This window comes from Peribacillus sp. JNUCC 23 (assembly GCF_053653995.1).
Genome location: NZ_CM132202.1, coordinates 998,644 through 1,013,392 on the forward strand (window position 1 = coordinate 998,644; position 14,749 = coordinate 1,013,392).

The following is a 14,749-nucleotide window of genomic DNA, read 5'->3' on the forward strand; positions in this document are numbered from 1 at the left end:
ATTAGGTGATGGGCGTGAGGAATATCTTTAAACAACGGATAGTAAAATTTATATTCTTTTCTTTCGGCAGTATTCGTACGAAGATGGTGCTGTTTTTTCTAATTGTTGCTCTGTTGCCATTGCTTTTATTTGGATTTCTATCATATGGGAAGTCTTCTGAGATTGTGAATAAACAATTTAATGAGTATGAGCAATTTGCTGTGTCTCAGCTTGATAAACAAATCGAAAATACATTTGAGCAAATGTATCTCGTTTCAAAGGATATCAATCAGTATTTATCGGACCCAACTCTGGTTATATTAAAGGAGGAAATTCCTCATAGTTATACTGAATTTATTGAAATTGAAAACTTTGAAAGATATTTAGAGGCACATAAGACGTATAACACTAAAGGAATCTATTTAATTACCAATACAGGCTACTATTATGGGAATAGTCGCCTAGATATACACAAGCTCTTTCAAAAACCTTTTTGGAAAGAAATTCATAGCCTTAAAGAAGGAGATTTGTGGATAGGCTTTTATAATACTGACCATTATTATACGGGTGAAAAAAACGAAAAAATAATGGGACTTGTTGTTCCTATTGAAAGTCAGTTTGGCGTATTAAAGGGAAGTAAACTGTTAATAGAAACAAATGCTGAGGAGCTGTTCTCTTATATTGGATTTCTTGAAAATGAGTTGCATTCTTCTATCACTTTGAAAAATGGTAAGCATCAGGTAGTCTATAAAACGAAAAACGCACCAAAAGAATTGAAAACAGATATAGTCTGGAATAATGATTTTGATGCTTATGGATGGGATATCCATGTTCGCATTCCCAAAGAATATTATTATCAATCATCCAATGTTATTTATCGTTATACCATATTGGCAATTTTTTTCTCAATTATTCTTGTTTATGTTCTAGCTGTCGTATTTTCCGTTCCACTTACAAAGAGGATTAAAAGTCTAACATCCTCGATGAAACGGGTCAGTGAAGGAAACTTAGATACACAGATAGCAGTTACCTCCAATGATGAAGTAGGGGTTTTAGCCCAAAGCTTTAATGATATGGTCAATCAAATTAAGGAGTTAATCGAGCAAATTGGCACAACTGAACGTTTAAAAAGGCAGGCAGAATTAAGAGCTTTCCATTATCAAATAAACCCGCATTTATTATTTAATACTTTAAACTCTATTCAATGGAAGGCAAGGCTGCTAGGAGCAAAGGAAGTTCAAGAGATGATTTATCATTTGACTGAGGTGCTTCATGAAAATTTAAATTTTTCCGACGAGTTAATTCCAATAAAACAGGAGCTCCAGACAATCAAGCATTATTTAAAGGTCCAAGAAATACGTTATGGACAAACATTTGAATATATCGAGGATGTCCATTTGGAATGCCTTGACTATTTAATCCCAAGGATGACACTTCAGCCGTTATTTGAAAATACCTTTTTCCATGCATTTGAAGATGGTCGGGGGACAATTGAACTTGTAGTTATGGCTAAACCTGAACATCTCGAAATTATCTTAACTGATAATGGAAAAGGAATGAATCAGGAGATTATTGAAAAGCTTCTTACCCCAAAACATCAAAATGATAAAGGGAGAGGAATCGGTGTTTATAATGTTGATCAACGCGTGAGGCTTCACTTTGGAATGGAGTATGGCCTGTCAATCGAATCAGTCATTGGTGTAAAAACAATTTTTACTATAAAACTGCCAAAAAGGAGATAACGTCGATGATCAAGGTATTAATTGCAGATGATGAACTCATTGTTAGAAAAGGATTAATCGCAACGGTCGACTGGGCAAAGTTTGGTATGGAGGTTATTGCTGATGCCCCTAACGGACAAAAGGCTTGGGAGCTGTTTCGGGAGCATTCTCCTGAAGTAGTGATAACGGATATCGTCATGCCTGAAATGAATGGTATTGAGCTTGCCAGAAACATTAAACAAATTTCCCCAGCAACTAAAATATTATTGTTAAGCTGCCATAGAGATTTTACATTTGCACAAGAGGGATTGAATATAGGGGCTTCGGGATATCTTTTGAAAACAGCATTTCAAGACAAGGATTTTGAAGAATATCTTGGACGCTTTGAAAATGAAATTAACCATGCAAATATCCAATCTTCTATTGATTCTACAAATCTAGCCAAGGAATTCTATGGATGGTTATGTGGCTTTGCTAATTCTTTTCCGAAGCTTTTAGAGGAGCTGTTTATTAAAGAGTGGCAGTGGATGCAGGAATCTTTTTATATTTATCTAGTTAATGGGCTAAATAACAATGAACGTTTTCATAAAAAATGGTCTTCTGATGGAAAACAATTTGCGGAAATTTATTGTGGCCAGGACCAATCATTTATTTTTATTCCAGAAAAAGCACAAATAGATTTTGAGCATCTTTTAGTTGAGACTAGGACGATTGATCCGACAATTCGCTGGAAGGTGAATGGTTCATATCAAGGAATAAACGAGTGGGTGAAGGGGGTTACAAAGCTATACCATAAATTCAAATTTGAAAAACAATTTTCGCTTTCAATGGATGATTGGCCATCTCCTATTCAAAAGGCTGTGCAAATCATCATCCAACAGTTACATGAACCTCTCTCATCCAGCTATATTGCAAGTGAAGTTGGCTTAAGCCGTAGTCACTTTAGCACAATATTTAAAAAGACAGTAGGAGAAAGCTTTATCACCTTTATCGAAAAGCTTAAAGTTCAGTCTGCATGTAATCTTCTTGAAAACACGTCGCTTCCTTTACAAGAAATCGGCGAAAAAATAGGCATTCAGGATGGTAAATATTTCAGCAAATGGTTTAAAAAATGTATAGGAAGTACGCCATCAGAATATAGACAGAACAAAAAGAAGAATGTAAGCTAACAAATTTCCCCGTCACTTATAATTTTATGAAAGTTCAAACAATATTACAAAAAGAATAAGATGATTTTGAGTTCAAGACCGCTTTCATTCGAGCTACAATGAAAGCGGTTACTACTAGTTGTGAAGAAAAAAGAGGAGCGAACAATGAAGAAGTTTTGGATAACATTTTTAGTAATCATGCTAGTTTTTGTAACTGCTGCCTGTTCCAATATTAAATCTAATAGAAGCGAGCCTAATCAAATTAGGAAGGAACAAAAAAATAAAATCGTTCTTCGTTTTGCCACTTGGGATTCAGGAGAGGCCTTAAAATTTCAAAAATCAATTGCTAAAAAATTTGAAGAAAAGAATCCAGATATAAAAGTGCAAGTCGAAGACTATGGTGATGAATTTGATCAAAAGCTATCTGCTTCATTTGGAGCAAAAAATCCTCCAGATGTCATGTATATGTGGAATTTCCCGGCCTATTTTCACTATCTTGAACCACTAGATAATTATATTAACAGAGATCCCTTTATAGACATGAATGATTATTATCAAGGGCTTTTAAACCATTCGACGATGTATAGGAAACTGTATGGAATCCCGGCAGGTTTCACAACAAGGGTGGTCTATTATAACAAAGATTTATTTGATGAAGCAAACCTCCCCTATCCAGAGGATGGATGGACATGGGATGACTTTAAGAGGATAGCAAAGAAATTAACGGACCCCACTAAGGAGCAGTATGGATTTGGGGTAAGACAAGAACCAGATACGTACGATCTTCAAGGGATGGTTTGGAGTAATGGATCAAGCTTTATAAGTGATGATGGAATGGATATTTCTGGATATATGAATAGCCCAGAAACTATTGAATCGATAAGCATGCTTGCAGATATGATTCAGGATACAAGTGCTGTTCTAGTAGGTGGTAAAAATCAACAAAGCGGTGAGGAGAATTTTATAGCAGGTAAGATTGCGATGTGGGAAAGTGGATTTTGGTCATTAGTAGAATTTAAAGAAGCCAATATAAACATTGGAACAGTTGAAATGCCTGCATTTAACGGAAAACCAGTGAAAGGTGTTATTTCTTCTTCTGCGGTTTCGATCGCAAGGGATTCAAAGCATAAAGATTTAGCATGGGAATTTGTGAAATTTTACAATTCACCAGAAGTAGTAAATATGAGGAAGGCTGATTTACCTGTCCGCATTAGTTTAGTAAAAGAAATGAAAACAGAACAAGACCCATTAATAAAGCCTTTCTACAAAATGCTTGAAAGATCGAATGGTACCCCAGCCTTTCTACTTACTAAGAATTGGGATGCAATCAATCGGAATTTATCTGCAGCAATAAATGCCACCTTGCTCGAGCAAGATGCAGATACATTATTGAATAATGCTGTGAAGGATTCTGAGAAATATCTAGGGCAGTAAGAAAGAGATTTACGATTATTAAAATAGATTAACAAAATGATTTCAGGAGGGTTTAGGGATGTTAATACAAGATTATTTTGGTTTAGAGGATAAGGTGTGCGTTGTTACAGGAGGAGCTTCAGGGATAGGTCTAGCTACAGCAACACTTTTGGCAGAAGTCGGTGCAAAGGTAATTATGCTTGATATTAATGAAGAAAACGGTAAGAAGGCTGTCGCTGAGCTGCAAAAGAAAGATTATCAGGTTGAGTTCTTAAAATGTGATGTTACAAAGGGAAATGATTGTATCGCCGTAAGAGATTATATCGAAAAAAATTACGAGACTATCGATGTTCTTTTTAACAATGCTGGTGTGATTAGAAGAAAAACAGTTGTTGATTTGGAAGAATCTGATTGGGATTTAGTAATTGATGTCTCTTTAAAAGGGGTTTATCTCCTTTCAAAATATTTAATTCCTCTCATGGCGGAGAGTGGTGGAGGAAGTATCATTAATACCGGTTCTGGATGGGGAATCAAAGGTGGAGATCAAGCAGTCGCTTATTGCGCAGCGAAAGCCGGAGTTGTGAATTTAACGAAGGCAATGGCAATCGATCATGGACCGCAAAATATTCGTGTGAATTGTATTTGTCCTGGTGATACCGATACTCCGTTATTAAGAGAAGAAGCAAAGCAATTGAAACAGCAAGAGGATGCATTTTTAGTATCTTCTGCAAAAGGACGACCTTTAGAAAGACTTGGAACGCCGAGAGATATTGCAAAAGGAGTTTTATTCCTTGCAAGTGACTTATCAGCATGGGTAACAGGTACAGACTTAATTGTAGATGGCGGAGGTTTAGCTTAATATTTTTAAACTTTAAATAAAATTCATTTTATATGACTACAAGGAGGTAATTTTCATGTCACAAAAGGTACACCCTTATATACCAAATATGGTACCAGAAGTACAAGCGGAGATGTTAAAGGTAATCGGCGCTGAATCGATTATGGAGCTATATTCATGTATCCCTGAGGAGCTGCAACTTAAAGAAAACCTACAGTTGCCGCCTGCATTAACAGAGTATGAGCTTAGACGTCATATTGAAGGAATTCTTAATAAGAACACAAGTACAAAGGAATATGTAAACTTCCTAGGTGCTGGCTGCTGGCAACATTTTATTCCAGCGGTGTGTGATGAAATAAATCAACGTTCTGAATTTTTAACAGCGTATGCAGGTGAACCGTATGAGGATCATGGACGCTTCCAGGCGCTATTTGAGTATCAAAGTTTACTAGCTGAATTAGTAGATATGGATGTTGTCAATGTTCCAACCTTTGACTGGGGGCAGGCGGCAGCAACATCAATTCGAATGGCGGCCCGTATTACCGGAAGAAAGAAAGTCTTATTAGCCAAAACGGTTGCACCAGAACGAAGCAAAATTATCATCAACTACGGTACTCCCAAATTAGAATTCGAATATGTTCAATTTGATACGAAATCAGGAGCAATGGACTTAGAGGATTTAAAAACAAAATTAACGGAAGATGTCGCGGCCCTTTATTTTGAAAATCCATCCTACCTTGGGTTTATTGAGGAGCAAGGGCAAGAGATATCCAATCTATTAAAGGAAAACGAATCGTTAATGGTTGTAGGGGTTGATCCAATTTCTCTTGGTGTGCTAGCACCGCCGAGTCATTATGGTGCGGATATTGTCTGTGGAGATTTGCAGCCTCTTGGCATGCATATGAATTACAGCGGTGGACAAGCAGGCTTCATTGCTACACATAATGAGCTGAAATTTGTTAATGAATACCCATCTCGTTTGTTTGGTATCGTCCCAACTGTAAAAGAAGGAGAATACGGATTTGGCGATGTGGCTTATGAACGAACTTCATTTGCACAACGAGAAAAAGGAAAAGAGTCTGTTGGAACGCAGACAGCATTATGGGGAATTACTGCCGGAGTCTATTTAGCATTACTCGGTCCAGATGGTATGCAGGAGGTTGGCCAAACCATTATGCAAAATAGTCAGTACGCTGTTCAACAATTAAATCAAATTGCCAATGTAAAAGGATCCCATTTTGAGTCAGCGTTTTTTAAAGAATTTATCGTCGATTTTAATCAGACAGGGGATACCGTCGAACAAATAAATCAAAAATTGCTAGAAAAGAAGATTTTTGGTGGGAAGGATCTTTCACTAGAGTTTCCTGAGTTTGGTCAAACGGCATTATTTTGTGTAACAGAGGTTCATACGAAAGAGGACATTGACGGTTTAGTTCAGGCGCTTAAGGATATTTTAGCGAAATAATTAAAAGAAGAGAGGAGCATTTAAACATGAGAAGGATTCAATCTAAAAGCAAAACAAGGGATTTTCATCAAGCCAAATGGAATGAACCGATTATTTTTGAACTCCATCAGCCTGGAGAAAAGGGCGTCGAATTGCCGCCAGTAAACGAAAAAGTTGCATTATCAGTTGGAGATGGAACATCGGTCATTCCAGCATCAATGCAGAGGAATAATAAGCTGAATCTTCCGGAAATTGGACAGGCGCGTGTATTACGACATTATCTCAGACTTTCTCAAGAAACACTTGGCTCAGATTTTAATGTTGAAATCGGACAAGGCACTTGTACGATGAAGTATATTCCAAAAATCAATGAATTGTTAGTCCGTGATCCTAAAATGATGGAGCTTCATCCATTACAAAATGAAGAAACTGTTCAAGGGATGCTTGAGGTTTTTTACAAGCTTGATTTATGCATGAGAGAAATTTCAGGAATGGATTGTTTCTCCTTCCAGCCAAGCAGTGGGACACAAGCGCTATTTGCGATGGCTTCGATTGTAAGGAAATACCATGAGCAAAACGGTGAAGGCGATAAGCGAGATGAAATCATTACAACGATCTTCTCCCACCCATCTCAAGCGGCAACGGCAGCTGTAAAGGGCTATAAAATTATTACCCTGCATCCGGATGAGAATGGCTTCCCTGATATTGAAAAGTTAAAAGCAGCCGTATCGGAAAGAACAGCAGGTTTTGTTGTTGCAAACCCAGAAGATACTGGCATTTTCAATCCCAAAATTAAGGAGTTTACAGATATTATTCATCAAGCTGGTGGTCTTTGCTTTTACGACCAAGCGAATGCGAATGGCCTCTTAGGGATTACAAGAGCAAAAGAAGCAGGGTTTGATATGTGTTTCTTTAATCTTCACAAAACATTTGCTGCGCCACATATGTGTGGTGGACCAGCAACAGGTGCGCTTGGTGTAACAGCAGAGTTGAAAGAGTACTTGCCAGCACCGATTGTCGAATATCATGAGGGGAAATATTCGCTCAAGAATGATTTAGCGCATTCTATTGGTAAGGTTCGCTCCTTTCATGGTGTAGCCCAAACGGTATTACGTGCCTATGCATGGATTCGGGCACTTGGGGCTGAGGGTCTTAAAGAGGTAGCGAAAATTGCCGTATTAAACAATAACTATATGTATCATAGGGTTTTAGAGATTCGCGGGGCTAGTGCACCGTATGTCAAGGGGCATCGACTCGAGCAAGTTCGATATAGCTGGGAACAGTTGACGCAGGAAACAGGGGTCACAACAGAGGATGTTACGTTAAGAATGACGGATTTCGGCCTCCACTACTGGACTAGCCATCACCCCTATATTGTGAAACAGCCGTTTACCCTTGAGCCGACTGAGTCCTATTCGAAAGAGGATTTAGATGAATATATTCATGCGCTCGAGCAAATTTCTAAAGAAGCCTATGAAGATCCGGAAATTATCAAAACTGCGCCGCATAATAGTACAATCCACAAAATTGACGAGCAAGATTATTTAGACAATCCAGATAAATGGTGTATCACTTGGCGAACTTATTTAAAGAATACGAAAGCATATGATCTGGTTAAATAATCTAAACAGTTAGTACGACATTTTTTTATACTGTAAGAATTTATATCTTAAGGATGATGGTATAAGAAAATAGGGGGATAAAAAATGAAAAAGTATATGTCGGTTATGCTAGTTATGCTTCTATTATTGCTGTCAGCTTGCTCCAATAAAACAGCGGGGGATGAAGGGCAAACGGGAAATTCTAAAAATCCGTCTGGGTCCATTACTGTATGGGGATGGGATGTTGCAGCAGCAACTATGAAAGCAGCAGTGGAGAAGTTTCAGAAACAATATCCAGACGTAGATGTGAAGGTAGAGGATTTTAATAGTGCTGATCTATATGATAAGTTAACGGTTGGTCTAGCAGCAAGAGGCTCAGGGCTTCCAGATGTTGTATTAATGGAGGATGAAAGAATCCCAGGATATTTGCATCAGTTTCCACAAGGATTTTTGAATTTAAATAAGCTTGGGTATGAAAAATACAAAGATTCGTTCAATTTAGCTAAGGTTGCTGCTGTACAGAATGAGGATGGAGATTTTATCGCGGCTCCATGGGATATTGGTCCTGCTGGAGTGTTCTACCGTGTTGATTACTTTGAAAAAGCAAATGTTGATCCAAATTCCATCCAAACATGGGATGACTATATTGAAGCAGGGAAGAAGATTAAAGAAGCCACTGGCGCGCAGCTATTACCAATTGATATACCTAATTATGATGGTGTCTTCCAAATGATGATGCAATCGCAAGGACTTTCTTATTTTGATAAAGATGACAAAATTGCACTAGAATCTAAGGAAGCTATCCGTGCTATGGAAGTAATCAAAAAGCTTCATGATGAGGATTTAATTTTAAATAATAAAGGTTGGGATGGCATTGTAACTGCTACAGTAAATGGTAGTGTTGCCACCGTTCCTTATGGTGTATGGTATGCAGGTACCATCATGGACCAAGCACCGGATTTGAAAGGGAAATGGGATGTTTTTTATCTTCCGAGCTTTGATGGCGGTACAAGATATGCAAACGTAGGAGGATCATCCGTGTTGATTCCTTCATCAAGCAAAAACCAATCGGCTGCCTATGCCTTTGTTGAATTCTTTACAACTGATACAGAATCACAGCTGTTAGGTTTTGAGAAATATGGACTTTTCCCATCTTTGAAGGAAACCTACACTGCGCCACAATTTACTGAAAACAACGAGTACTTTAATAATAGTCCGATTTTCAAAAACTTTGCAGATATTGTCGATCAAGTTCCACAAATTAACGTAAACGAAAACTTTGCAAAAGCCAGCAGTCTTATAAGTAATGCTCAAGCAGCCATTTTACTTGAAAATCAATCGGTTGATACTAGATTAAATGAAGCTAAAAAACAATTAGAAAATGAACGAAAGAAATAGTTTTGTAGAGAGCTAGAGAGGATGTTCCAACCCCACTCAGCTCTCTCATTCTAAGATTCCTTGAAGTTAGGAAGGTGGCTCGGTTGGCGCAAACAGAAAAGGTTGTAAATGCTAAAACAAACTTTCGAGTCAAAACAAGAAAGAGTTTATTAACACCTAAAAATGTTCCATATTTCTTTATCGGACCAGCGTTTCTACTAATTTTGATTTTTACCGTTTATCCAGTAATCTCATCGTTTATCTTAAGCTTTCAAGAGGTACGTGGTGTGGAGAAAATATTTGTAGGATTTTCTAATTATTCGCGCTTATTTCAAGATCCTATATTCTATAAATCTCTTTTAAATACCTTTCAAATTTTAATTGTCCAGGTTCCTATCATGCTCTTCCTCTCTTTACTAATTGCTGTGGGACTGCATTCTTCCATGTTAAAAGGGAAAGCGTTTTTCCGAATCTCTTACTTTATGCCTGCGATCACAGCACTTGTTGCTGCTTCGATTGTTTTTATGATTTTATTAGATGAGAATTTCGGACTCGTAAACTATTTCTTATCCTTCCTTGGTGTTGATTCCATCCCTTGGTTAACAACTCCATTTTGGGCAAAGGTTTCCGTGATCCTTGTAATGACATGGAGATGGGCAGGATATAATATGGTCATATTTTTGGCGGGATTACAGAATATTCCATCAGACCTATATGAAGCAGCAAGTATTGATGGGGCAAGTAAAGTAAAGCAATTTTTCATGATTACAATTCCACAATTAAAGCCAGTATTTATTTTCACGGTTGTCTTGTCAACAATCGGTACTCTTCAACTATTTGATGAGCCGTTCATTTTGACTGGGGGCGGTCCTAATAATGCTACGATGACAATCACGGTTTATTTATATGAAACAGGATTTAGGTTTTTTGACTTTGGATATGCGTCCGCGATTGCTTATGTGCTTGTCATCATTACGGCAATCATTTCCTGGGTTCAGATGAAATTGGTAGGTGATGAATAATCGTGGCTTCTAAGAAGATATCCTCAAAAATAATCATTTATATCTTGTTGATCGCAGGCGTTGTCTTATCGATTGCACCGTTCTATTGGATGATTGTCGGTTCTACATTGCCGTCAGGAGAAATCTTTCGTGTTCCACCTAGGCTTCTTCCAGGGGATTATTTAGCAAAGAACTTTCAAACGCTTAATGAGTCATTAGGAATTGCAAAAATATTTTGGAATTCATTATTTATAGCGCTTGTTTATACATTGATTAGCACGCTTATTAGTGCAATGGCTGGATACGCTTTTGCAAAATTTAAATTTAAAGGAAAGAACTTTTTCTTTTTCATTATTTTATGCACATTAATGATTCCTTCACAAGTGACATTGATTCCTTTGTTTGAAATGATGGTTACCTTTAATTGGTTAAATACGTATCAAGCCATTATTTTACCAACCCTGGCTTCTCCTTTTGCCATTTATTTAATGAGGCAGAATATGAAGGCGATTCCAGACTCAATTATGGAGGCCTCTCGAATAGACGGGGCAGGGGAATTAAAAATATTTTTTACAGTCATCTTGCCTGTTACAAGACCTGCGATGGCTGCCGTTGCTATTTTTCTATTTATGTCTCAATGGAATAGCTTACTCTGGCCGCTTATTACGTTAAATTCAAAAGAAATGTTTACGCTTCCTGTTGCATTATCAAGTTTAATCGGAATGGCGAGGATTGATTATGGACAATTGATGCTAGGAACTACCTTATCCACGATTCCAATTATGATCTTTTTCTTATTACTGCAAAAACATTTTATCTCTGGGATTTTAGGTGGATCTGTCAAAGAATGAATGTAAAAGGTGTGAAATTATGAAACAGGTAAAAATACTTAGAAGACATTCATACTGATGATATAAACGACCAATCGTCCCGCGCTCTTGTCAGCTTCCTATCTTGTAAGGTGGCAGAAGCGGACGATGCACGAAGTGGGGACTACTGTAAAAAACTTAAGATCATAAACTACAGAGGAGAGATAATATGAAATTATCCAAAATGAAATTAATTTTACTACTTACTATCGCACTAGCATTATTATTATCAGCATGTAACTCAACAAAAGGTAATGGTGATGAAGCAACAGAAGACGGGAAAGTAAAGATAAGGTTTGCTACTTGGGATGTAGGAAATGACGTTACTTTACAACAAAAATTAATTGATGAATTCAATGCTAAAAATGAAAACATTGAAGTAGTTTTAGAAGCCTATGGATCGGAGTTTGACACTAAAATCACTGCAGGTATAGGTGCAAAGGATGCGCCGGATGTGATGTATATGTGGAATTACCCGCAATATAAGAATGCTTTAGAGCCACTTGATTCTTATATTGATAAAAACGGAGAAGAACATAAGTCTGATTTTTATGAATCTTTATGGAACTATAACTCTGTTGGTGGAGAAACACTTGGACTTCCAGTAGGCTATACAACCCATGTTGTTTACTATAATAAAGATCTTTTTGATAAAAAAGGACTCGACTATCCAAAAGCTGGATGGACGTGGGAAGATCTTCAAGAAACAGCAAAGAAGTTAACGGATAAAGAAAAGAAGATTAGCGGATTTGCATTCCCTGGTAAACCTGATCCATATGATTTTGAAATGTACTTATGGGGAAATGGTGCTTCTTACGTAGACAGTGATGGAAAGTTAAAAGGTAATCTGAATTCAACGAAATCAATTGAAACATTCGCAATGTTCCAAGACATGTTAAAAGACGGGTACGCGATCACAACTGAAGGTTCAGGCGATACTGAAATGAAATCAGGAAAAGTAGGAATGTTTATTAATGGTGCTTGGTATCTTTCTCCATTGAAAGAAGCGGGTATTAATTATGGTGTTGTTGAGGTACCGACTTTTGAAAATGGTAAAAGTGTAAGTATTGTTAGTTCGTCAGGTATAGCTATGTCAAAGAGTTCTAAACATAAAGAAGCTGCTTTTGAATTTATGAAGTTTTGGACAGGAAAAGAAGCAAATAAAGCAAGAATAGCATTTGAACTACCAGTCTTAAAGAGTGTAGTAGAAGAAGAAAAGCTGCAAGAGGATCCAGTTAAAAGTGTATTCTACTCAATGCTAGAACAAAGTGAAGGCTATACACCAGCGTCATTTATTACTGAAAACTGGAGTCAAGTATCAGAAAATTTGGAGTTTTCCTTTGAGCAAATCTTTAATCCAAGTACGCGAATTGATCCGAAAAAAGCTCTAAATGAAGCTGCTAAATAAAGTGAAACTTCAATCAGTGGGGGACTTGACTTTCCGTTAATGCGGGATAAAGTTTACCAATTACTAAAAAAGTAAGCGGTCGGGTGAGAATATATTCTCCTCATCTTAACAAGGGCTTAATTACATAGCCCTTGTTATCAATATCAAGCTATGATAGGAATCTTATTTTCCATAGGTCATTCTAAAAGAGGGAATATTTATGTTGAAAAAAAAGGAAAAAAAACCTAGTTTTACATTAGTACGTAAAAGAGTACCATATTTGTTTATCCTACCATGGATCATCGGATTTTTAGTGTTCACTTTAGGACCTTTAGTATCTTCATTAATCATGAGTTTGTTTGATTGGCCGATAACAGGAGAAGCAAAGTTTATTGGTCTTAATAACTTTACTAAGATGTTTACAGCTGACCCCCAGTTTTATGATTCCTTAGTAATCACATTTAAATTTGCGGCGATTTTCGTACCACTTAACCTAATCGCTGCATTGGTGCTTGCACTCCTCATTACACAACCAGTCAAGGGAGTTAAGATATTTAGGACAATCTTCTATCTTCCTGCTGTTGTATCAGGTGTTGCAGTATCAATCATATGGGGTTGGATTTTTAATTCTGAATTTGGAGTTCTAAACTATTTATTATCACTCATTGGTATTGAAGGACCAAGTTGGCTCATTGATCCAAAGTGGGCAATCGTAACAATTGTTATCGCGAGTGCTTGGGGAGTAGGAACAATGATGCTGATATTCTATACGGATATTAAGGGGATCCCCCCTGAACTTTATGAGGCAGCATCAATTGATGGAGCTGGACCGTTAAGACAGTTTTTTAGTATAACAATTCCGACGATAACACCAACAATCCTTTTTAATGTCATTACATCGGTTATTGCAGCTTTACAACAATTAACCCTAGTTTTACTTTTGACTGGTGGAGGACCTTTAAAATCAACATATTTTTATGGATTATTTGTTTATAACAACGCATTTAAGCATCATCAGCTCGGTTATGCAAGTGCAAACGCATGGTTTATGTTTATTATTATTCTAATATTGACAATGATCATCTTTAAATCGTCATCAACATGGGTGTTCTATGAAGCTGAAATGAAAAAAGGAGGTAAAAAATAATGAGAATTACAAAAAGCCATAAAATAATCGTCTATAGTATTCTTGTCATTTTTTCACTTTACTTCCTATTTCCATTTGCATGGGCGTTAATAACAGCGCTAAAAACAGAAGGGGAAGCATTTAGCTTTCCTCCTAAGTTTATCCCAGATGTTCCGCAGTTCGGCAATTTCATCGAAGCGTGGAAAAGTCAGCCGTTTGGAACATATTTTAAGAACTCAGTCATTGTTACGGTGATGACTACGATCGGACAAATCATATCTTGTTCATTAGTGGCTTATGGCTTTGCAAGATATGATTTTAAATATAAAAATACTTTGTTTATCCTTCTTCTGTCAACAATGATGATTCCGTGGGATGTTACGATGATTCCACTTTATATGGAATTTAATTTATTTGGATGGATCAACACTTTAAAACCATTAATTGTCCCAGCCTTCTTCGGTTCTGCTTATAATATCTTTTTGCTTAGACAGTTTTTAATGAATATACCTAAGGATTTGGAAAGTGCAGCTAGAATTGATGGTGCCAATGAATTCCAAATATTTTATAAAATCTTCCTTCCGATTATGAAGGGACCTTTAACTTTGATCGCTGTCTTAAATATTTTATTAGTTTGGAATGACTACTTAGGACCATTAATTTATTTAAACGACCAGTCAAAATATACGATGGCTCTTGGATTAGCGTCTTTCCAGGGGGTTCATGAGCTGCAAATCATACCTATTATGGCGATGACTTTAGTCATGATTATTCCGCCGGTTATCGTATTTGCCTTTGCACAGAAATATATTGTTGAGGGTGTTAGCGGATCAATTAAGTAATTT

At 37.0% G+C, this 14,749-nt stretch carries 12 protein-coding genes; all 12 read left to right on the forward strand.

Features of this window, described 5'->3' with window-relative positions; genetic code table 11:
* Nucleotides 1–14 precede the first annotated feature (14 nt).
* The 12 genes from JNUCC23_RS04815 to JNUCC23_RS04870 all read left to right on the forward strand — a co-directional run bounded on the left by JNUCC23_RS04815 (nt 15) and on the right by JNUCC23_RS04870 (nt 14,746).
* Complete coding sequence (locus JNUCC23_RS04815) at nt 15–1,721, forward strand: sensor histidine kinase (protein WP_454214599.1); 1,707 nt, start codon at nt 15–17, stop codon at nt 1,719–1,721.
* A 5-nt stretch (nt 1,722–1,726) separates the two neighbouring features.
* A complete protein-coding gene (locus tag JNUCC23_RS04820; protein WP_454214601.1) occupies nt 1,727–2,869 on the forward strand; it encodes a response regulator transcription factor in 1,143 nt (380 codons plus the stop codon).
* A 144-nt stretch (nt 2,870–3,013) separates the two neighbouring features.
* Nucleotides 3,014–4,282, forward strand: a complete 1,269-nt coding sequence (locus JNUCC23_RS04825) for an extracellular solute-binding protein (RefSeq protein ID WP_454214603.1) — start codon at nt 3,014–3,016, stop codon at nt 4,280–4,282.
* Between the two features lie 58 nt (nt 4,283–4,340).
* Nucleotides 4,341–5,120: an SDR family NAD(P)-dependent oxidoreductase gene (locus tag JNUCC23_RS04830; protein ID WP_403074212.1), complete on the forward strand. Its 780-nt coding sequence runs from the start codon at nt 4,341–4,343 to the stop codon at nt 5,118–5,120.
* A 55-nt stretch (nt 5,121–5,175) separates the two neighbouring features.
* On the forward strand, nt 5,176–6,564 hold the full coding sequence (gene gcvPA, locus JNUCC23_RS04835) for an aminomethyl-transferring glycine dehydrogenase subunit GcvPA (protein WP_454214605.1): 1,389 nt from the start codon (nt 5,176–5,178) through the stop codon (nt 6,562–6,564).
* A gap of 26 nt (nt 6,565–6,590) precedes the next feature.
* Nucleotides 6,591–8,165, forward strand: a complete 1,575-nt coding sequence (gene gcvPB / locus JNUCC23_RS04840) for an aminomethyl-transferring glycine dehydrogenase subunit GcvPB (RefSeq protein WP_454214606.1) — start codon at nt 6,591–6,593, stop codon at nt 8,163–8,165.
* An 84-nt stretch (nt 8,166–8,249) separates the two neighbouring features.
* The gene (locus tag JNUCC23_RS04845; protein WP_454214608.1) at nt 8,250–9,542 is read left to right on the forward strand and encodes an ABC transporter substrate-binding protein; all 1,293 of its coding nucleotides are present in this window, start codon (nt 8,250–8,252) and stop codon (nt 9,540–9,542) included.
* Between the two features lie 83 nt (nt 9,543–9,625).
* Nucleotides 9,626–10,543, forward strand: a complete 918-nt coding sequence (locus JNUCC23_RS04850; protein WP_082675130.1) for a carbohydrate ABC transporter permease — start codon at nt 9,626–9,628, stop codon at nt 10,541–10,543.
* Nucleotides 10,544–10,545: 2 nt separating this feature from the next.
* Nucleotides 10,546–11,373: a carbohydrate ABC transporter permease gene (locus JNUCC23_RS04855; protein ID WP_253722623.1), complete on the forward strand. Its 828-nt coding sequence runs from the start codon at nt 10,546–10,548 to the stop codon at nt 11,371–11,373.
* A 187-nt stretch (nt 11,374–11,560) separates the two neighbouring features.
* On the forward strand, nt 11,561–12,799 hold the full coding sequence (locus JNUCC23_RS04860) for an ABC transporter substrate-binding protein (RefSeq protein ID WP_454214609.1): 1,239 nt from the start codon (nt 11,561–11,563) through the stop codon (nt 12,797–12,799).
* A gap of 199 nt (nt 12,800–12,998) precedes the next feature.
* Nucleotides 12,999–13,925: a carbohydrate ABC transporter permease gene (locus JNUCC23_RS04865; RefSeq protein WP_403074201.1), complete on the forward strand. Its 927-nt coding sequence runs from the start codon at nt 12,999–13,001 to the stop codon at nt 13,923–13,925.
* The gene (locus tag JNUCC23_RS04870) at nt 13,925–14,746 is read left to right on the forward strand and encodes a carbohydrate ABC transporter permease (RefSeq protein WP_062183677.1); all 822 of its coding nucleotides are present in this window, start codon (nt 13,925–13,927) and stop codon (nt 14,744–14,746) included. Before JNUCC23_RS04865 ends, JNUCC23_RS04870 begins: the two co-directional genes overlap by 1 nt.
* Nucleotides 14,747–14,749: the final 3 nt, after the last annotated feature.

Coding starts and splice junctions, on each gene's coding strand:
- JNUCC23_RS04820 (WP_454214601.1), top strand. CDS start 1,727: ATGATCAAGGTATTAATTGCAGATGATGAACTCATTGTTAGAAAAGGA.
- JNUCC23_RS04825 (WP_454214603.1), top strand. CDS start 3,014: ATGAAGAAGTTTTGGATAACATTTTTAGTAATCATGCTAGTTTTTGTA.
- JNUCC23_RS04830 (WP_403074212.1), top strand. CDS start 4,341: ATGTTAATACAAGATTATTTTGGTTTAGAGGATAAGGTGTGCGTTGTT.
- gcvPA (WP_454214605.1), top strand. CDS start 5,176: ATGTCACAAAAGGTACACCCTTATATACCAAATATGGTACCAGAAGTA.
- gcvPB (WP_454214606.1), top strand. CDS start 6,591: ATGAGAAGGATTCAATCTAAAAGCAAAACAAGGGATTTTCATCAAGCC.
- JNUCC23_RS04845 (WP_454214608.1), top strand. CDS start 8,250: ATGAAAAAGTATATGTCGGTTATGCTAGTTATGCTTCTATTATTGCTG.
- JNUCC23_RS04860 (WP_454214609.1), top strand. CDS start 11,561: ATGAAATTATCCAAAATGAAATTAATTTTACTACTTACTATCGCACTA.
- JNUCC23_RS04865 (WP_403074201.1), top strand. CDS start 12,999: ATGTTGAAAAAAAAGGAAAAAAAACCTAGTTTTACATTAGTACGTAAA.
- JNUCC23_RS04870 (WP_062183677.1), top strand. CDS start 13,925: ATGAGAATTACAAAAAGCCATAAAATAATCGTCTATAGTATTCTTGTC.